This window comes from Kitasatospora sp. NPDC015121, assembly GCF_055562955.1.
In genome coordinates this window covers 216,347-234,722 of sequence record NZ_JBVHEH010000012.1, presented here as the reverse complement: position 1 = coordinate 234,722, position 18,376 = coordinate 216,347, and the positions used below count along the sequence as shown (strand labels likewise).

Annotated in this window: 15 protein-coding genes, 1 tRNA gene, 1 pseudogene and 1 riboswitch; of the genes and pseudogenes, 13 read left to right on the top strand and 4 right to left on the bottom strand. The window is 73.9% G+C overall.

Features of this window, described 5'->3' with window-relative positions; genetic code table 11:
• The first annotated feature begins 421 nt into the window (after positions 1–421).
• A complete protein-coding gene (locus tag ACZ3J7_RS19850; RefSeq protein ID WP_030459611.1) occupies positions 422–703 on the top strand; it encodes an HU family DNA-binding protein in 282 nt (93 codons plus the stop codon).
• Between the two features lie 81 nt (positions 704–784).
• On the opposite strand, the gene murA is transcribed toward ACZ3J7_RS19850, so the two are convergent.
• Positions 785–2,140: a UDP-N-acetylglucosamine 1-carboxyvinyltransferase gene (murA, locus tag ACZ3J7_RS19845; RefSeq protein WP_465622669.1), complete on the bottom strand. Its 1,356-nt coding sequence runs from the start codon at positions 2,138–2,140 to the stop codon at positions 785–787.
• Between the two features lie 224 nt (positions 2,141–2,364).
• On the opposite strand from murA, the gene ACZ3J7_RS19840 reads away from it, so the two are divergent.
• From ACZ3J7_RS19840 to ACZ3J7_RS19815, 6 genes are all read left to right on the top strand, one after another.
• Positions 2,365–2,934, top strand: coding sequence for a YqgE/AlgH family protein (locus ACZ3J7_RS19840; protein ID WP_465622666.1), 570 nt, complete (start codon positions 2,365–2,367; stop codon positions 2,932–2,934).
• An 81-nt stretch (positions 2,935–3,015) separates the two neighbouring features.
• On the top strand, positions 3,016–3,291 hold the full coding sequence (locus ACZ3J7_RS19835) for a DUF3039 domain-containing protein (RefSeq protein WP_014136001.1): 276 nt from the start codon (positions 3,016–3,018) through the stop codon (positions 3,289–3,291).
• A gap of 72 nt (positions 3,292–3,363) precedes the next feature.
• Positions 3,364–5,004 carry a beta-N-acetylhexosaminidase gene (locus ACZ3J7_RS19830; RefSeq protein WP_465622663.1) on the top strand — a complete coding sequence of 547 codons (1,641 nt, stop codon included), beginning with the start codon at positions 3,364–3,366 and terminating at the stop codon, positions 5,002–5,004.
• Between the two features lie 220 nt (positions 5,005–5,224).
• Positions 5,225–6,121 carry an FAD binding domain-containing protein gene (locus tag ACZ3J7_RS19825; RefSeq protein WP_465622661.1) on the top strand — a complete coding sequence of 299 codons (897 nt, stop codon included), beginning with the start codon at positions 5,225–5,227 and terminating at the stop codon, positions 6,119–6,121.
• Entirely contained in the window at positions 6,118–7,029 is a 912-nt protein-coding gene (locus ACZ3J7_RS19820) for a (2Fe-2S)-binding protein (protein ID WP_465622659.1), read from the top strand. Before ACZ3J7_RS19825 ends, ACZ3J7_RS19820 begins: the two co-directional genes overlap by 4 nt.
• Complete coding sequence (locus tag ACZ3J7_RS19815; RefSeq protein ID WP_465622656.1) at positions 7,026–9,347, top strand: xanthine dehydrogenase family protein molybdopterin-binding subunit; 2,322 nt, start codon at positions 7,026–7,028, stop codon at positions 9,345–9,347. The genes ACZ3J7_RS19820 and ACZ3J7_RS19815 overlap by 4 nt, the downstream gene beginning before the upstream one ends.
• 52 nt (positions 9,348–9,399) lie before the next feature.
• Here ACZ3J7_RS19815 and ACZ3J7_RS19810 read toward each other — a convergent pair whose 3' ends face one another.
• Positions 9,400–11,103 carry a hypothetical protein gene (locus ACZ3J7_RS19810; protein ID WP_465622653.1) on the bottom strand — a complete coding sequence of 568 codons (1,704 nt, stop codon included), beginning with the start codon at positions 11,101–11,103 and terminating at the stop codon, positions 9,400–9,402.
• Positions 11,104–11,200: 97 nt separating this feature from the next.
• Positions 11,201–12,736 (bottom strand): hypothetical protein, encoded by a 1,536-nt coding sequence (locus ACZ3J7_RS19805; protein WP_465622651.1) that lies wholly within the window; start codon positions 12,734–12,736, stop codon positions 11,201–11,203.
• Positions 12,737–13,009: 273 nt separating this feature from the next.
• Here ACZ3J7_RS19805 and ACZ3J7_RS19800 point away from each other — a divergent pair.
• The 5 genes and pseudogenes from ACZ3J7_RS19800 to ACZ3J7_RS19780 all read left to right on the top strand — a co-directional run.
• Positions 13,010–13,468: pseudogene (locus tag ACZ3J7_RS19800) on the top strand (S8 family serine peptidase); the annotation flags it as partial.
• Between the two features lie 76 nt (positions 13,469–13,544).
• Positions 13,545–13,760, top strand: a complete 216-nt coding sequence (locus tag ACZ3J7_RS19795; RefSeq protein WP_465622813.1) for a hypothetical protein — start codon at positions 13,545–13,547, stop codon at positions 13,758–13,760.
• 214 nt (positions 13,761–13,974) lie between these two features.
• Entirely contained in the window at positions 13,975–15,402 is a 1,428-nt protein-coding gene (locus tag ACZ3J7_RS19790; protein ID WP_465622649.1) for a S8 family serine peptidase, read from the top strand.
• A 127-nt stretch (positions 15,403–15,529) separates the two neighbouring features.
• Entirely contained in the window at positions 15,530–15,856 is a 327-nt protein-coding gene (locus ACZ3J7_RS19785) for a hypothetical protein (protein WP_465622647.1), read from the top strand.
• 1 nt (position 15,857) lies between these two features.
• Positions 15,858–17,387, top strand: coding sequence for a PPE domain-containing protein (locus tag ACZ3J7_RS19780; RefSeq protein WP_465622645.1), 1,530 nt, complete (start codon positions 15,858–15,860; stop codon positions 17,385–17,387).
• A gap of 160 nt (positions 17,388–17,547) precedes the next feature.
• On the opposite strand, the gene ACZ3J7_RS19775 is transcribed toward ACZ3J7_RS19780, so the two are convergent.
• A tRNA-Cys gene (locus ACZ3J7_RS19775) sits at positions 17,548–17,619 on the bottom strand.
• A 314-nt stretch (positions 17,620–17,933) separates the two neighbouring features.
• A riboswitch (guanidine-III (ykkC-III) riboswitch) is annotated at positions 17,934–17,999 on the top strand.
• A 34-nt stretch (positions 18,000–18,033) separates the two neighbouring features.
• Here ACZ3J7_RS19775 and ACZ3J7_RS19770 point away from each other — a divergent pair.
• Positions 18,034–18,348 (top strand): DMT family transporter, encoded by a 315-nt coding sequence (locus ACZ3J7_RS19770; RefSeq protein WP_465622643.1) that lies wholly within the window; start codon positions 18,034–18,036, stop codon positions 18,346–18,348.
• Positions 18,349–18,376 lie beyond the last annotated feature (28 nt).

Genomic DNA, 18,376 nt, shown 5'->3' with positions numbered 1-18,376 from the left:
CCGCTCCGGCGCCCCCGCCGCGCACGGGGGCGCCGGAGCCCTTGCGACACAAGGGCAAGGGGTGTGTTTGGGCTTGTCGGTGCCAGGGCGTACGGTAGCCCTGCGACGGGGAGGCGTGTCCGACAAGTACGGTACGTCCCCGGTTGCGCCACGGCGTGTCGTCCCGGCCGCCGCCCGCTCCGGCCACTCCGGAGCCGACGGAGCGTCACACCTCCGTCCGGCGGGCGCTGTTCGGGTCAACCACGCCGGTGCCCGATTGGCTTTCTCAGTGCCGGTCGGGGCAGGATTCGTACCCAGGCGGGCAGTTTGCGGCGCTTCGCGGTGCGAGCCCGGCCCCAGACCACCCCTCGCCTGAACAGCACCGTCGCGCGGACCGGCCACGCCTCCGCGCACGGCAGAGCAACAGACCACAGGAGTACACATGAACCGCAGTGAGCTGGTGGCCGCGCTGGCCGAGCGCGCCGAGGTGACCCGCAAGGACGCCGACGCCGTGCTGGCCGCCTTCGCCGAGATCACCGGCGAGGTCGTCGCCAAGGGCGACGAGAAGGTCACCATCCCCGGTTTCCTGACCTTCGAGCGCACCCTGCGCGCCGCCCGCACCGCCCGCAACCCGCAGACCGGCGAGCCCATCCAGATCGCCGAGGGCTACAGCGTCAAGGTGAGCGCCGGCTCGAAGCTGAAGGAAGCCGCGAAGGGCAAGTGACCCCCCGCCGCTGAACGCGACCGGTGGCCGGCTCCCCCTCGGGGGAGCCGGCCACCGGCCTTTCCGGGCGGGAGCCGCGGCTCAGGCGGTCAGCTGGACCTCGGCCACCTCGGTGCCGGCCGGCAGCTCGATGTGCGCGCCCAGGTCGCGCAGCTTGTCCATGAAGTTCTCGTAGCCGCGGTTGATCAGGTCGATGCCGTGCACCGTCGAGGTGCCCTCGGCCGCCAGCGCCGCGATCAGGTACGAGAAGCCGCCGCGCAGGTCGGGGATGACCAGCTCGCCGCCCATCAGCTTGGACGGGCCGGAGACCACCGCGGAGTGCATGAAGTTGCGCGCCCCGAACCGGCACGGGGTGCCGCCCAGGCACTCGCTGTACAGCTGGATGTGCGCGCCCATCTGGTTCAGCGCCCCGGTGAAGCCCAGCCGCGACTCGTACACCGTCTCGTGCACGATGGACAGGCCGGTGGCCTGGGTCAGCGCCACCACCAGCGGCTGCTGCCAGTCGGTCTGGAAGCCCGGGTGGACGTCGGTCTCCAGGGCGATCGCCTTGAGCTCGCCGCCCGGGTGCCAGAACCGGATGCCCTCGTCGTCGATCTCGTAGGCGCCGCCGACCTTCCGGAAGGTGTTCAGGAAGGTCATCATCGGGATCTGCTCGGCGCCCCGGACGTAGATGTCGCCCTTGGTGGCCAGCGCCGCGCACGCCCAGGAGGCCGCCTCCAGGCGGTCCGGCAGCGCCCGGTGGGTGTAGCCGTCGAGCTCGTCCACGCCGGTGACCAGGATGGTGCGGTCGGTGCCCAGCGAGATGATCGCGCCCATCTTCTGCAGCACGCAGATCAGGTCGACGATCTCCGGCTCGATCGCGGCGTTGCGCAGCTCGGTGACGCCCTCGGCGAGCACCGCGGTCAGCAGCACCTGCTCGGTCGCGCCGACCGACGGGTACGGCAGCTCGATCTTGGTGCCGCGCAGCCGCTGGGCGGCCACCAGGTAGGTGCCCTGCGGGTGCTTCTCGATGGTCGCGCCGAACTGGCGCAGCACCTCGAAGTGGAAGTCGACCGGGCGGCCGCCGATGTCGCAGCCGCCCAGGCCCGGGATGAACGCGTGGCCGAGGCGGTGCAGCAGCGGGCCGCAGAACAGGATCGGGATCCGCGAGGAGCCGGCGTGCGCGTCGATGTCGGCGACGTTCGCGGACTCCACGTGCGACGGGTCGAGGATCAGCTCGCCGTCCTCGTCACCGGTGCGGACGGTGACCCCGTGCAGCTGCAGCAGGCCGCGGACGACCTTGACGTCCCGGATGTCCGGGACGTTGCGCAGTCTGCTGGGACCCTGGCCGAGCAGTGCGGCGACCATGGCCTTGGGGACCAGGTTCTTGGCGCCGCGGATCTGGATCTCGCCTTCGAGCGGGTTTCCGCCGTGGACCAGCAGGACGTCGTCGGTCATCGTTCTCGCAATCCGGGTGCGCAGGAGGTTTTCGGCTGCAGAGTCGTGGGAAGGGCCCTTCGCCACCACTAGATGGTAGGGGGTGGGCGATTGGTTCCGGTGTGCCCTAATGGTGATCATGCTGTAGGGGAGGCACCACGGCACCGTCACTGGGCCGTCCGGGTGGCGCTCCGGGCGCCCCGGCGGATGGGCCGGGAGGGGCGGTACGGGGCATGATGGCAGACATGGAAGCGGCCCCCTCGCTCACCGGGCGCCTGCTGGTGGCGACCCCCGTGCTGACGGACCCGAACTTCGCCAGGGCGGTCGTCCTGCTGCTCGACCACGACGACCAGGGCGCGCTCGGCGTGGTCCTCAACCGGCCCACGCCGGTGGACGTGGCCGCGGTGCTGGACGGCTGGGCGCCGCTGGCCGGCCACCCCGCGGTGCTGTTCCAGGGCGGCCCGGTGGCGCTGGACTCCGCGCTGGCGGTCGCCGTCGTCCCCGGCGAGGACCACCACGCCGCGCCGCTCGGCTGGCGCCGGGTGCACGGCGCGATCGGCCTGGTCGACCTGGAGGTGCCGCCCGAGGTGCTGGCCGGGGTGCTCGGCGGGATGCGGGTGTTCGCCGGCTACTCGGGCTGGTCGCCCGGCCAGCTGGAGGACGAGATCGCCGAGGGCGCCTGGCACCTGGTCGACTGCGAGGCGGGCGACGTCTCCTGCGCCCAGCCCGACCGGCTCTGGCGCGAGGTGCTGCGCCGCCAGCGCGGCCCGCTGGCGATGCTCGCCACCTACCCCGACGACCCGTTGCTGAACTGACACCGGCCCCGGGCCGGGACCGGACCGGGGCGCCGCCGAGTGGTGGCCCCCTTCCGGGGAGCCCCCATAGACTTGTCACCTATGAGCACTCTTGAGCCCGAGCGCGGCCTCGGCACCGGCACCCTGGTCGAGCCCGTCCCGCAGACTTCGCACGGGGACGGCGACCACGAGCGCTTCGCCCACTACGTCCAGAAGGACAAGATCATGGAGAGCGCGCTCTCCGGGTCCCCCGTGGTGGCGCTGTGCGGGAAGGTCTGGGTGCCCGGGCGCGACCCGAAGAAGTACCCGGTCTGCCCGATGTGCAAGGAGATCTTCGACGGGCTGAACAACCCGGACGGGGACGACAAGAAGGACTGACCGGGAACGACCTGCGGAAAGACCCCGCGACTGGTCTATGCCAATCGCGGGGTCCGGGGCAGGATGGGGCGCATGGACCTCATCCCAGCCCCGTCGCACGTCCGGACCAGCCCCGACGCCCCGCCCTTCGTCCTGCGCGCCGACTCCCGGATCGCCGCCGCCCCCGGCACCGAGGGACCCGCCCGCCGGCTGCGCGCCGAACTCTCCGCCGCCACCGGCTTCGACCTCGGCCCGGCCCCGGCCGGCGGCTCCGACGGCGACCTGCGACTCGCCCTCGACCCGGAGCTCGGCCCCGAGGAGTACCGGCTGAGCGCCGACGCCGGAGCCGTCCGGCTCACCGCCGGCGGCCCCGAGGGCCTCGGCCACGCCGCGCAGACCCTGCGCCAGCTGCTCGGCCCCGCCGCGTACCGCACCGCCCCGCTGCCCGGCGCGAGCTGGACGGTGCCCGCGGTGGAGATCCGCGACGCGCCCCGGTTCGGCTGGCGCGGCGCCATGCTGGACGTCGCCCGGCACTTCATGCCCAAGGCCGGGGTGCTGCGCTTCGTCGACCAGCTCGCCGCGCACAAGCTCAACGTGCTGCACCTGCACCTGACCGACGACCAGGGCTGGCGGATCGAGGTCAAGCGCTACCCGCGGCTCACCGAGGTCGGCGGCTGGCGCGAGCGCTCGATGGTCGGCTACCGGGCCGGCAACCGGCGCGACGACCAGCCGCACGGCGGCCACTACACCCAGGACGACCTGCGCGAGATCGTCGCCTACGCGGCCGCCCGGGGCGTCACCGTCGTCCCCGAGATCGACCTGCCCGGCCACAACCAGGCCGCCATCGCCGCGTACCCCGAGCTCGGCAACACCGACGTGGTCGACACCGCCGCGCTCGGCACCTGGACCGACTGGGGCGTCAGCGAGAACATCCTGAACCCCTCCGAGGCCACCCTGCGCTTCTACGAGCACGTGCTGGAGGAGGTGCTGGAGATCTTCCCCTCCACCTTCGTGCACCTCGGCGGCGACGAGTGCCCCAAGGACCAGTGGAAGCGGTCCGCCGCCGCCCAGGCCCGGATCGCCGAACTCGGCCTGAAGGACGAGTTCGAGCTGCAGAGCCACGTCATCCGGCACTTCGACGGCTGGCTGGCCGCGCGCGGCCGCCGGCTGATCGGCTGGGACGAGATCCTGGAGGGCGGCCTCGCCCCCGGCGCCGCGGTCTCCTCCTGGCGCGGCTACGACGGCGGGATCGCCGCCGCCGAGGCCGGGCACGACGTGGTGATGTGCCCCGAGCAGCACGTGTACCTCGACCACCGGCAGGCCGACGGCGACGACGAGCCGGTCCCGGTCGGCTGGGTGCGCACCCTGGAGGACGTCTACCGCTTCGAGCCCGTCCCGCCGCAGCTCGACGAGGCCGCCGCCGCGCACGTCATCGGCACCCAGGCCAACCTCTGGACCGAGTTCATGTACAGCGGCCGGGACGTCGACTACAAGGCCTTCCCGCGGCTGGCCGCGCTCGCCGAGGTCGCCTGGTCCGACCTCCCGCGCGACCCCGAGGCCCGCGACTGGGCGGGCTTCGAGCGCCGGATGGCCACCCACTACCGGCGGCTGGACGCCCTCGGCGTCGAGTACCGCCACCCGGAGGGCCCGCGCCCCTGGCAGCGCAAGCCCGGCATCGTCGGCCGCCCGCTGGACGGCCCGCCCGGACCGTCCGGCGCGGGCACCGCGCCGTAACGGAGAGTCAGGACGGCGGAACTCCGGGCCCGCCCCGCCCGTCATGACCAGGTGAGGAACCGATCACCTCGGACACGACTCGATCGCGGTGCTGCCCGGAGTTGTCCCGAGTTGTTCGGTCCTGTCCGCCGCCCGGGAAATGATCAGCGGTCTTTGTGTGCCAGAGTTGCCCAACCCGCACCGATCGCCCGTACCCTACGGGCGGCAGGCCGCACTGCAAATGGAGCACGGTGGGAACCTGGTGAACCGGACGATCATGTTGCCGGCCTCGGTGGACGAGGCCGTCGAAGCGCTGGCCGTCACCCCCGGGGCGGTGCCGGTGGCGGGCGCCACCGACCTGATGGAGGCCGTCAACGCCGGGCGGCTGCGGCCGGCCGCGCTGATCGGCCTGGGCCGGATCACCGAACTGCGCGGCTGGCGCTACGAGGACGGCGGCACCGCCGTCCTCGGCGCCGGACTCACCCACGCCCGGATGGACCGCCCCGACTTCGCCGCGCTCATCCCCGCCCTCGCCGACGCCGCCCGCACCGCCGGACCCCCGCAGGTGCGCAACGTCGGCACCCTCGGCGGCAACATCGCCACCGGCGACCCGTCCGGCGACACCCTGCCGGTGCTCGCCGCCCTGGAGGCCACCGCCACCCTGACCCGGGCCGGCGCCGTCCGCGACGTCCCGATCAGCCACCTGCTCACCGGCCTCGACCCGCTGCGCCCCGGCGAACTCCTCACCTGGGTGCGGGTCCCGCTGCTGCACGCCCCCCAGGTCTTCCTCAAGTCCACCGGCCGCAGCGGCCCGGCCCGCGCCGCCGCCTCCGTCGCCCTCGTCCTCGACCCCGCCCGGCGCGGCGTGCGCTGCGCCGTCGGCGCCGTCGCCCCCGTCCCGCTGCGGCCGCTGGAGGCCGAGAGCTGGGTGGCCGGCTGCATCGACTGGGACGCCCGCGGCGCCGACGGCGCGGTGCTGATCGACCCCGCCGCGCTCGCCGCCTTCGGCGAGTACGTGGCCGGGGCGTGCGTCCCCGAGGGCGGGGCGAACGGAGAGGGGGCGGGCCCGGCCGCGGCCCGCCTGCGGCGTACGGTGGCGGTGCTGGCCCGCCGGGCACTGGGAAGGGCGCTCAAGTGACGGACGAACTGCTGAACCACCCCGGGGCGCTCACCGGAGACGTGCGCCCCACCGCCTCGTACACCCTGCGCGTCAACGGCGTCGAACGACCCGTCACCGACGCCTGGATCGGCGAGAGCCTGCTGTACGTGCTGCGCGAGCGGCTCGGCCTGGCCGGCGCCAAGGACGGCTGCCAGCAGGGCGAGTGCGGGGCCTGCTCGATCCAGGTCGACGGGCAGCTGGTCAACGGCTGCCTGGTGCCCGCCGCGCTCGCCGCCGACAGCGAGATCAACACCGTCGAGGGCCTGTCCGGCGCGGGCGGCGCCAGCGACGTCCAGCAGGCGCTCGCCGACTCCGGCGCCGTCCAGTGCGGCTACTGCACGCCCGGCCTGGCGATGGCCGTGCACGACCTGCTGCAGCGCAACCACCGGCCCGGCGAGGTCGAGGCCCGCCAGGCGCTCTGCGGCAACCTGTGCCGCTGCACCGGCTACCGCGGCGCGCTCGCCGCCGTCCAGGCCGTCGCCGACGCCCGCGAGGCCGCCCTCGAAGCCGAACTCGACGCCGCCGAACAGGCCCCCAGGGCCGCCCCCGCCGCCGAGCCCGCCCAGCCCGAGCCGGCCGCCGAACTCCCGCTGTACGCCGACTCCGAGCTCTGGCACGAGGCCGACCAGCTGGTCCCCGCCCAACCCCAGGGCGAGACCCCGCGCACCGGCGGCTACGCCTACCCGCCCACCCCGCCGCACGGCACCCCCGTCCCCGCCGACTGGCAGCGGGAACCCGCCGCCGACCCGTTCGGCACCGTCACCCACCAGGACGCGGGCGCCTACGACGGCACCGTCTACGCCACCGACGGCTACGGCACCCCGTACCCCGGCTACGACGCCACCCCCGCCCACGGCATCCGCCTCCCCGAGGACGAGAACGCATGACCTCCGCCACCGAGCTCCCGGCGGCCGCCCCCGCGGACCCCGAGACCGGCACCACCGGCCTCGGCACCTCCCCGCTGCGCACCGACGCCCTGCCCAAGGCGCTGGGCATCTACCCGTACGCCGCCGACCTGTGGGCCGAAGGGCTGCTCTGGGGCGCCGTGCTGCGCTCCCCGCACCCGCACGCCCGGATCGTCTCGGTGGACACCGCCCCCGCGCTCGCCGTCCCCGGCGTGCACGCCGTGGTCACCGCCGCCGACCTGCCCGCCGGGCCGGACGGCACTCCCGACGGCGCCCCCGACGGCCCGGTCACCGCCGACCGCCCGGTGCTCGCCGCCGGCGTCGTGCGCCACCACGGCGAACCCGTCGCCGCCGTCGCCGCCGACCACCCCGACACCGCCCGGCTGGCCGCCGCCGCGATCCTGGTCGAGTACGAGGTGCTGGAGCCCGTCACCGACCCCGAGGCCGCCTTCCACGCCCCCCCGCTGCACCCCGACGGCAACCTGCTGCGCCACCTGCCGCTGCGCACCGGCGACCCCGACGCGGTCGGCGAGGTCGTCGTCGAGGGCCTCTACCAGGTCGGCCGGCAGGACCCCGCCCCGATCGGCGCCGAGGCCGGACTCGCCGTGCCCCGCCCCGACGGCGGCGTCGAACTGCACCTGTCCTCCACCGACCCGCACGGCGACCGCGACCGCACCGCCGCCTGCCTCGGCCTCGACCCCGACCGGGTCCGGCTGGTCGTCACCGGCGTCCCCGGCGCCACCGGCGACCGCGAGGACCTCTCCTTCCAGGTCACCCTCGCGCTGCTCGCGCTGCGCACCGGCCGCCCGGTCAAGATGGTCCTCACCCGCGCCGAGTCCTTCCAGGCCCACCCCACCCGGCACCCCGCCCTGCTGCGCTACCGCCACCACGCCGACGCCGAGGGCCGGCTGGTCAAGGTCGAGGCGCAGATCCTGCTCGACGGCGGCGCCTACGCCGACGTCTCCGCCGAGGCGCTGGCCGCCGCCGTCGCCTTCTCGGTCGGCCCCTACACCTGCCCCAACGTCTTCGTCGACGCCTGGGCGGTGCGCACCAACAACCCGCCGGCCGGCCGGATGCGCGGCGAGGGCGCCCTGCAGACCTGCTTCGCGTACGAGTCGCAGCTCGACCAGCTCGCCAGGCAGCTCGGCGTCGACCCGGTGGAGATCCGCCGCCGCAACGCGATGGGCACCGGCGACCCGCTGCCCACCGGCCAGCCGGTCACCTGCCCGGCCCCGGTCGCCGCGCTGCTCGACGCGCTCGACACCACCCCGCTGCCCGCCCTCCCGCTCGACGACCCGGAGGCCGACTGGCTGCTGCCCGGCGGCCCCGGCGGCGCGGGCGACCCCGGCGCGGTGCGGCGCGGCATCGGCTACGCCGTCGGCATGGTGCACATGCTCGGCGCCGAGGGCGAGGACGAGGTCGCCACCGCGACCGTCCGGGTCTCCGGCGACCACGCCACCGTGATCTGCGCGGCCGTCGACTCCGGCCAGGGCTTCGCCACCCTGGCCCGGCAGGTCGTCCAGTCGGTGCTCGGCGTCAGCGAGGTCTACATCGCGCCCGTCGACTCCGACCAGTCCGCGGCCGGCCCGTCCGCCCGCGGCCGGCACACCTGGGTCTCCGGCGGCGCCGTCGAGCGGGCCGCGCTGATGGTCCGCCACCAGATGCTGCAGCCGATCGCCGCCGACTTCGGGATGTCCGTCGAGCTGCTCACCATCACCGACGGGAAGATCACCTCGTACGACGGCGTGCTCGGCATGCCGGTCAGCGAGGCGCTGGAGGGCCGCGAACTCTGGGCCACCGCGCAGTGCCGGCCGCACCCCACCGAGCCGCTCGACCCGGAGACCGGGCAGGGCGACGCCTTCGTCTCGATCGCGTTCTGCGCGATGCGGGCCGTCGTCGACGTCGACATCGAGCTCGGCGCCGTCCGGGTGGTCGACGTGACCGTCGCCCAGGACGTCGGCCGGGCGCTCAACCCCCGGCAGATCGAGGACCGGATCGAGGGCGCCGTCGCCCAGGGCGTCGGCCTCGCCCTGCTGGAGAACCTGCGCACCGAGGACGGCGTCCCCGTCAACGCCTCGCTCACCCACTACCGGCTGCCCACCGCGCTGGACACCCCCGACGTCCGGATCGCCGCCCTGCTGGAGGAGCGCGACGTGGTCGCCCCGTTCGGCGCCAAGGCCGTCAGCGCGGTGCCCGCCGTGGTCGCGCCCGCCGCGGTCGCCGCCGCCGTGCGGGCCGCGACCGGGCTGCCGGTCGGCCGGCTGCCGATCCCGCCGGAGGACGCCACCGTCCCGGCCTGAGCCGGAGGGGGCGGGCTCCACGGCCCGCCCCGCCGGGGCCCCTGCCGGGGGGTCAGTGCTTCCGGCCGGTCTCCGACCGCACGTGCGCCGCCCAGGCGCCCTGGAACGCGTCCGCCGACCCGCCGGTCGCCTCGGTCAGCTGCCGGTCGTACTCGCTCGGCCTGGCGTAGTGCGCGGCGACGAACCCGAACGCCTTCGCGTCCCCGTACGTCGCCGCCAGGTAGCGGACCGCGTCGCCGCTCAGCACGTAGTTCGCGCCCCGGGACTCGATGGTGTCCGCGTAGAAGTCGCCCGACCCGCCCGGCAGCCGCCCGTCGAAGGAGACCTCCGACAGCGCGCCGTCCAGCTCGTCGGCGGCCAGGTCGTCCTTGCCGCGCAGCGCCATGAACTCGGCGAAGCCCTCCGCCACCCAGTCGTGCGGCTGGCCCTTCCCGCTCGCCGACGGGTGCTCGGACAGCAGCGTCGCGACCAGCGCGTGCGCCATCTCGTGCCGGCCGATGTCCGTCACGCCGTCCTTCCAGCCGCCGTCGGTGAAACGGCTGTCGGTGGTGTCCATCACGATCCGGCTGCCGCCGACCAGCAGCCCGGTCACGCCCTGCCGGTCCACCCCGTCCGCCGCCGGCACCGGCATGTTGACGCCCGCCTCCAGGCTGTCGTCCTGCTTGCCGTCGCCCTGGTACAGCTTGTTGTAGACGTCCCGGTTCCGCTCCAGCACCACGAAGAAGCCCTGCGCGCCCCGCCGGCCGCCGACCGAGGCCGGCGCGAACTGCCGCCAGGCCGCCAGGTCGTCCGCCGCGGCCCGGGCCAGCAGGTCCGCGTCCCGGTCCAGCTCGACCGTCTGGCCCTTGTCCGCCATCACCACCAGGTGGTCGAGCGAACGCACCGCCAACTCGTCGTACAGGTCCCACGGCGCCGGGTAGTAGCCGCTGTCCTCGCTCTTGCCGGTGTGGTCCTTCACCGCGCCGACCCCGGTTATCACCTCGGTGCCCGAATCCACCGGCCGCACCTGCCAGCCGTACTCCTCGGTCACCGGGAAGTTGTCCACGCCCCGCACCTGGTGCACGAAGTCCACCCGCAGCTGCCCCTCGAACGAGGACGTCGACACCTCCCAGCGCGCCGTCTGCCACGGCACCTTCAGCAGGTTGCGGAACACCAGCCGCTGCTTCTCCCTGACCGGCCCCGCCGCGAACGGCCTGACGAACGCCTCCTCGTCCTTCGCCGCCAGCGCGTCCGTCAGCCCCTTCGCGACCCGGCTCCAGGCCTGCTGCTCCGCCACGTACGCGGGCGTCCTCGGCCCCCCGTCCCGGTCCTTCGCCACCTGCAGGTACACCGTCCCGCCGACCGCGGCCAGCAGCACCAGCGCCACACCCACCAGCGCCAGCACCGCCAGCACCCGCGACGCGAGCCGCGGCGGCCGGGGCGGCGGCGGGCCCCACGGGTACGCGTACGGGTACTGCTGCTGCGGCGGCGGGTACGCCTGCGCGCCCCACGGCTGCTGGAGCGGGTAGGGCTGCTGCGGCGGGTACGGCTGCTGCGCGGGCGGCAGTTCGGGCTGCTGCTGCTCGGGCGGCGCCGGCGGCTCGGACTGCGGCTCGTATGGCCGCTCGGGTGACTGCTCGGGTGACTGCTCGGAGTGCTGCTGCTCGGACCGCTGCCGGGGCAGCTGCTGCTGAGGCTGCTCGGGCCGCGGGACCGCCGGGCCGGGCTGCTCCGGCTGCTCGGGTGCGGGCGCGCCGGGCTGCGGCGGATGCGTCAAGGGACCCCCTGGGACGAACGACGCGCCATTCATAGCACAGGGGTCGCCCGTCCCCACCAGCCCTTTCCCACCTGCCGGGACCCGCCATCCGCCGAGGTCAGCGCCTGCCCGGCACGACCGAGCGGACGTGCGCCGCCCAGGCCGACTGGAACTGCGCCAGCGACTGGCCGGTCGCCGAGGTGATCTGCTGCTCGTACTCCTGCGGCCGCGCGTACTGCGCCGCCACGAACTCGCAGACCTTGGCGTCGCCGTACTTCGACGCCATGAACCGCAGCGCGTCGCCCGCCAGCGTGTAGTTCGCGGTGCGCCGGTCGCCGTCGCTGGAGTAGAACGACCCGTCGTCCCCCGGCAGCCGCCCGTCGAAGGGCACGCCCTTCAGGTACGCCGACAGCTCGTCGCGGGCCAGCGAGTCCTTGCCGCGCAGCGCCATGTACTCCGCGAAGCCCTCGGCCACCCAGTCGTGCGGGCTGCCCGTCCCGTCGAAGTTCCCGGCCGTGGCCAGCAGCGGGGCGACGATGGCGTGCGCCATCTCGTGCCGGCCGATGTCGGTGACGCCGTCCTGCCACTGGTCGCCGGTGAAGCGGCCGCCGGCGGTGTCCATCACGATCCGGCTGCCGCCGATCAGCGGGTCGCCCGGGGTCGACTTCGACGAGTCCGCCGCCCAGATCGGCATGTTGACGCCCGCCTCCAGGCTGTCGTTGAGCTTGCCGTCGCCCTTGTACAGCTTGTTGTAGACGTCCCGCTTCTTCTCCAGCACCACGAAGAACCCCCCGGCCCCCCGGCGTTCCCCGGACGGCGGCGGAGCGTACTTCTGCCAGGCCGCCAGGTCGTCCCGCGCCGCCCGGGCCAGGATCTCCACGTCCCTGTTCAGCTCGGCCGACTGGCCCTTGTCCGCCATCACCACCAGGTGGTCGCGGACCTGCACCGCCAACTCGTCGTACAGGTCCCACGGGGCCGGGTAGTAGCCGAAACCGGTGTTCTTGCCCTGGCTGTCCTTCACCCCGCCGACCTCGGTGACCACCTCGGTGCCCGCGTCCGGGGCGAGCACCTTCCACCCGTACTGCTCGGCGATCGGGAAGTTGTCCACCCCCTTCACCTGGTGCACGAAGTCCACCCGCAACTGCCCGTCCAACGGGATCAGCGCCTCCCAACGCGCCGTCTCCCACGGGATCTTGACCAGGTTGCGGAACACCAGCCGCTGCTTCTCCTTGGTCGGCCCCGCCGCGAACGGCTTGACGAACGCCTCCTCGTCCTTCGCCGCCAGCGCGTCCGTCAGCCCCCCGGTGACCTTCTCCCAGCCCTCCAGCCCCGTCGACAACCCCTGCACCGGCGGCCGCTGCCGGGTCGCGTGCAACAGCACCACCCCGCCCACCGCCAACCCCAGCACCAGGAACAGCACCACCCCCAGGCACGCCAACGTCCGCCCCACCCCGCCCCGCCGCCCCGGCGGAGGCGGCGGCATCCCGTACGGCGGCGGCTGCTGCACCGGGAACGGCGGCTGCTGGTACGGCCCCTGCGGATACGGCGGCTGCTGCTGGTACGGCGGCGGCTGCTGCACCGGGAACGGCGCCTGCTGGTACGGCGGCCCGGCCTGCCCCGGATACGGCGCGCCGGGCTGCGGCGGGTACGTCACAAGATCCCCCCTGGATGAATGCAGCGCCATTCATAGCACAGCGCCCCACCCACCCCACCGGCCCCGATCCCGCACCCCACCCGGCCCCTACGCCCCCGCACCAACCCGCATCCCCACCCCGGCAACGGCCTTCCCCTCCCTCGGGGGAAACCGCGCGGGCAGACCCACGAGGGAACCAGGACACTCGCCGGAACGGCCCGCGCCCTCGGCGCTGGCGCACTGACGGGAACGCTCCTGTTCCTCGGCGCTGCACCGCCGGCGGCGGCGGACCAGGTGCGCGACGGGCAGTGGGAGAACGCGTACTTCGGACCGGACAGGGTGTGGTCGGTCAGCAAGGGGGACGGGACCGGCACCCCACGGACCCGCACGGCACCGGCATGGTGGGCCACATCGCCGGCCACGGGCACGGAAGTGGGGCGGAGGTCGCGGCCTCGCGCCCTGCGCGAAGGTCCTCCCGGTCCACAAGAACGACCGGAGCGGCACCGTCTGGTCCGGCTCCAACCATGGACCGAAGGTGCCGCTCTCGGCCCCGCGACCCGGATCGTCTCGGCAGGCGCTTGCAACAGCGGCGGCTACTGCATCGGCGACGGAACCTCCGACTCCAGCGCGTTCGTTTCCGCCACGGCCGCCCTGATCCGGGCCAAGTACCCCCGGCTGACGGCCGGCCAGGTGGCCGACCGCCTGATCAAGTCGGCGAAGGCCGCACCGGGCGCGAAGCTTCCCGACCCGCACTACGGCTACGGCATCCTCTCCCCTTACGACGCCCTGACCAAGGACATCCCACCTGGCCCCCCAGGGCCCTCTCGCCGTGACGACCCCCGCACCGCCCGCCTCCTCCGTCCCTTCCCCGGCCTCCGGCCGGCAGGTCCTCTCCACACCCGCCGCCCCCGACTCCCTCACCCCGGCCGTGCTCCTCACCGCCGTCGGCGGAGCCGCCGTCCTGCTGATCGCGGTGACCACCCTCGCGGTCTCCACCGCCCGCCGCCGCGCCCGCGCCGCGATCCCGCCGTTCCCGTACGGGTGACCGCCGCTGCCGCCGGGCCGCCCTCAGCACCAGACGCCCCCTCAACCGCCGCACCAGGGCAGGGGTTGGCGGTAGGCGCCCGGGTCGGCAGGACGCAGTGGACCTGTCACACGTACCGGTGCCGGGCGAACCCGCGGACGATACGATCGGACCGTCCCGCGTTCCGGGGGCGTTGCGAGAGCGAACGGGCTGTCGATCGACTGACGGGGTACTGATGACGCTGACCAAAGCCACGCGCCTGCTCGGCGCGACCGCACTGACCGGCGCCCTGGTACTCAGCGCCGCCCCGGCGGCATCGGCGGACCAGGCGCGAGAAGCGCAGTGGACGAACGCCTACTTCGGCCTGGACAAGGTGTGGTCGGTCAGCAAGGGCGACGGGGTGATCGTCGCGGTGATCGACTCCGGCGTCGACGCCTCGCACCCCGACCTCACCGGTTCGGTGCTGGAAGGCTACGACCCGAGCGGGAGCGGCCAGGACAAGCGGCCCACCGACCCGCACGGCACAGGCATGGCCAGCCTCATCGTCGGCCACGGGCACGGGGAGGGGGCGGGCGTCGTCGGCCTGGCTCCCGGCGCGAAGGTCCTGCCGGTCTTCAAGAACTCCGCAGCCGGCGGTGACGCCATCCCCGAGGGCATCAAGTGGGCCGTCGAGCACGGTGCCAAGGTCATCAACCTTTCGCAGGCCCGCGTCGGCGCACCCGGGAACAACTCGGCCATGACCGAGGCGATCGCCTACGCGGCCAAGCACGACGTGCTGATCGTCGCGGGTGCCGGCAACGACGGCAGGGGCACGGTCTCCACCCCGGCGAACGAGCCCGGGGTGCTCGCGGTCGGGGCGACGGACAAGAGCGACACGGTCTGGGCGAAGTCCGCCTACGGGTCGCAGCTGATGCTGACGGCTCCCGGAACGGACATCGTCTCCGCCGGAGCCTGCTCGGGCAACCAGTACTGCTTGTCGGACGGGACGTCGAACTCGACCGCCTTCGTCTCCGCCACGGCGGCTCTGGTGCGGGCGAAGTTCCCGAACCTGACGGCGGGACAGGTCGCGAACCGGCTGGTCAAGTCCGCGAAGGCGCCGGCCGCGGTGAAGGGCGGGGCGCTGCCCGATCCGCACTACGGCTACGGGGTCCTGTCGCCGTACGACGCCCTGACGAAGGACATCCCGACCGGTCCGGCCCAGGGCCCGCTCGCCGCGACCGCCGGTGGTGAAACGAAGGCCGCCGGCGGCGAGACGAAGGCCGCCGAGCCGAGCGGAGCCGCGACCACCGGTGGGGGCGACAAGCAGTCCGACACGCTTCCGGCGCCCCGGAGCTCCTCCGAGTCGGGCCTCGGCATCGAGGTGCTCGCCGCGGTCGGTGCGGGTGTCCTCTTCCTGGTCGTCCTCGTCGTGCTCCTGGTGGCCCGGAGCCGTCGGCGTCCCGCCCCCGTGCCGCCGCAGGGGCAGCCGCCGTACGGTGCCCAGCCCGGGTGGCCGCCGGCGCAGCAGCCCTACGGTGGCCAGGCGCCGCCCCAGGGCTACCCTCAGCAGGGCTACCCGCCGCAGCAGCCGTACGGCGGCCAGCCCCCGCAGCAGGGCTACCCGCCGCAGCCGGGGTCCCACCAGAACCCCTACGGCCCTGGTGGGGACCAGTCGTACCGTTGACACCGGTATGGGTGTCCACGCCGCATCGGCGATACCATCGAATTCCCAACTGGCTGGTACCTGAAGTCCGTTGGGCAGCTGTACGCACGGGGAAGCACTCAGGACTCCAGGGGGAGGAGAAGGCCGCGTGGCCGACGGATACCGCGTCAACACGGACGAGCTGGAAGCGGTCGTGAGACGACTGCAGGTGATCCAGCAGAACATGGCCCAGACCAGCGACAGAAGCGCCTACGGCACCGACGTGGGAGCGGCTGACTTCGGGGCGAACTTCAGCCATGCCGCCAAGGTGCACGACGCCCACCAGAACATGCAGGGCTGGCTCACCGCGACCATCGCCGACCTGACCGCCTTGATCGACGACTTCGGGAACAAGGCCCAGACGGTCAACAACTCCTACAAGGGACTCGAGGCCGACGGCGTGGCCAACATGACGTACCAGCAGGGGACGGTCTGACATGGATCGCATCCACGAATTCGAGCAGCAGGCGCTGATTCCGCTCAAGGCCATGCTGAAAAGCTCCCAGCCCGCGAACCTCACCCGGGTTGCCGAGCACTGGGGCACCGCGAGCACCGACCTGCAGGCCGCGGCACGCGACCTCCAGCAGGCGCTCGAACACGCGCAGAGCAACTGGGAAGGCGCCGCCGCGGACGGTTTCGCGGCGCGCGCGACGAAGATCCAGACGATGCTGAACAACACGGCCGACCACGCGGCCAAGACCTCGTCCGCGATGCACCTGGCCGCGAACGCCCTGCAGGCGGCGAAGGCGCAGATGGACCGGATCTCGGTGCCCAGCCAGCTCGACAGCGGCCTGAAGTTCCTCGGTGACATGGGCGACCGGTCGGACGCCCAGTTCAAGGCGGACCTGGCCGCCGGCATGAACCGCTTCGACGCCGTCAACAAGAACTACGACGAGCTCTCGGCGACCGAGATCCAGCACCAGTACGCCATCGGGACGATGGAGTACCTCGGGACCCACTACGACGAGGCGGTGAACCAGATGCCGGCGCCGCCCTCGGGCAACGTCTACGAACTCAAGCCGTTCCCGCCGGCGCCGGACGACCCCGGTGGCAAGGGCAGCATCCCCCCGGTGGGGCGGCTGCCCGAGATGCTGCCGCCCAAGGAGCCGCCCCAGCAGACGATTCCGTCCGGGCCGACGCACCCCGGGGTTCCCGGCGTGCCGCAGCCGACGCTGCCCGGGCATCCGGGGACTCCCGGGATTCCGCCGGTGACGACGATGCCCGCGCCCGGGCACCTGCCGGTGCCGCCGTCGCCCGGGACGGGGATCCTCGGGGTCGACCCGTTGCCGCCCGGTGGGACGATCCCGGGGACCGGGGGCGGGACGCTGCCCGGTGGGGTCGGGACGCTGCCCGGTGGCGGGGTCGGTGGCGGTGGGTCCGGCGGTGGCGGGATCGGGGGTGGTGGCGGGTACCTGCCGGGTGTCGGTGGTGGCGGGTACGTGCCCGGTGGCGGCGGGCTCGGCGGTGGCCGGGTGACCGGTGCCGGCGGGGCCGGTGGCGGTCGGACGGCCGGCGGCACGGGTGCCGCGGGCTCGGCGGGCCGGGGCGCTGGTGCCGGTGGCGCCGGGGCCGGTGCCGCGGGCGCCGGTGGTGCGGGTGCCGGTGGTGCGGGCGCCCGGGGTGCCGCGGGTGCCGGCGGGATGGGCGGCATGCACGGCGGTGGCGCCGCGGGCGGTGCCCGGGGCGGTGCCGGCGGCAAGAGCGGCGGCAGCGGCCTGGTCCGCAAGGCCGGCGGTACGGTCGGCGGCGCGAAGTCCGGCGGTGCCGGTGGACGGGCGTTCACCGAGGGCGGTTCGGGCATCGGCAAGGGCCGGTCCGGGCAGGCGGGCGCGGCCGGGATGCACGGCGGTGCCGGCACCGGCGGCGCCGGCGGCAAGAAGAAGGACAAGGGCCACCGCCCGGACTACCTCGTCGAGGACGAGGACACCTGGCGCGGTGGCGAGGCGAACCCCGGCGTCATCCAGTAGGCGCGGGGGAGTGGTCGGCGGGCGCCGGCCGCGGTCCTGGGGACCGTGGCCGGCGCCCGCCGCCGTTCGGCCGCAAAAGCCGGACCGGTAATCCGGAAAACGGCAGCGGAATTCACCGGACGCCCTGGTGGAGAATGGGCGGCCGGTGAATTCCTGGCGGAGACCATGACGGGAATCGAACCCGTGTAAACCGCTTTGCAGGCGGTTCCCTCAACCACTCGGGCACATGGTCGTGAGGTGGGGCGTGGCGGCGCGGGGGAGCGGAAGCAGGCGTCAACCGGCCTGCGGAAGGTGAGAGTTCAGCGCTCAGGCGCAACAGCGGCAACGACAGGAACACGCGCAGCCGGGACAGGGGGCACAGGCGCGGTGCGCTGCGAGGGCCACCGTCTTCCTGTTCATCGCCGTCTCCTGTCGCGGGGTAAGGGCTGCGCCGGTCCGTTCCTTCGTCCCGGTGAATTGACTATAACAAGGAGAGGCGGGGTCACGTCAATATTCGAAGGTGAATTCCGTGGGTCGGATCGCGGTCGTGCTACCTTCGGAAGGGAGTGCGGCGGCCCCTCGCGGCCGCCCCGGACGAGGTGCGTCGTACCCGGCACGACAAGACGACGCGGTAGGTGTTTCGACTACTGCGGAGGAGTCCGTCGTCATGGCCTGGGTGGTTCTGATCGTCGCCGGAGTGCTGGAGACCGTGTGGGCGGTGGCACTGGAGGCGTCCAAGGGGTTCTCGCGGCTCGTGCCGAGCCTGGTGTTCGCGGTCGCGCTGGCGCTGTCGATGGGCGGGCTGGCGTACGCGATGCGCTCGATCCCGCTGGGCACGGGGTACGCGGTCTGGGTGGGCATCGGCGCGGTGGGCACCGCCGTGTACGGGATGGCGGCGATGGGGGACGCGGTGAGCGCGGCCCGGATCTCCTGCCTGGTGCTGATCCTGGCCGGAGTGGTCGGGCTCAAGGTGCTGCACTGAGGACCGGAGGCCGACCGGGGCCCGGGAC

Bases quoted from the DNA above. Each gene is read 5' to 3' on its own strand.
- ACZ3J7_RS19850 (WP_030459611.1), top strand. From the start codon at position 422: ATGAACCGCAGTGAGCTGGTGGCCGCGCTGGCCGAGCGCGCCGAGGTG.
- murA (WP_465622669.1), bottom strand. From the start codon at position 2,140: ATGACCGACGACGTCCTGCTGGTCCACGGCGGAAACCCGCTCGAAGGC.
- ACZ3J7_RS19840 (WP_465622666.1), top strand. From the start codon at position 2,365: ATGGAAGCGGCCCCCTCGCTCACCGGGCGCCTGCTGGTGGCGACCCCC.
- ACZ3J7_RS19835 (WP_014136001.1), top strand. From the start codon at position 3,016: ATGAGCACTCTTGAGCCCGAGCGCGGCCTCGGCACCGGCACCCTGGTC.
- ACZ3J7_RS19830 (WP_465622663.1), top strand. From the start codon at position 3,364: ATGGACCTCATCCCAGCCCCGTCGCACGTCCGGACCAGCCCCGACGCC.
- ACZ3J7_RS19825 (WP_465622661.1), top strand. From the start codon at position 5,225: ATGGAGCACGGTGGGAACCTGGTGAACCGGACGATCATGTTGCCGGCC.
- ACZ3J7_RS19815 (WP_465622656.1), top strand. From the start codon at position 7,026: ATGACCTCCGCCACCGAGCTCCCGGCGGCCGCCCCCGCGGACCCCGAG.
- ACZ3J7_RS19790 (WP_465622649.1), top strand. From the start codon at position 13,975: ATGACGCTGACCAAAGCCACGCGCCTGCTCGGCGCGACCGCACTGACC.
- ACZ3J7_RS19780 (WP_465622645.1), top strand. From the start codon at position 15,858: ATGGATCGCATCCACGAATTCGAGCAGCAGGCGCTGATTCCGCTCAAG.
- ACZ3J7_RS19770 (WP_465622643.1), top strand. From the start codon at position 18,034: ATGGCCTGGGTGGTTCTGATCGTCGCCGGAGTGCTGGAGACCGTGTGG.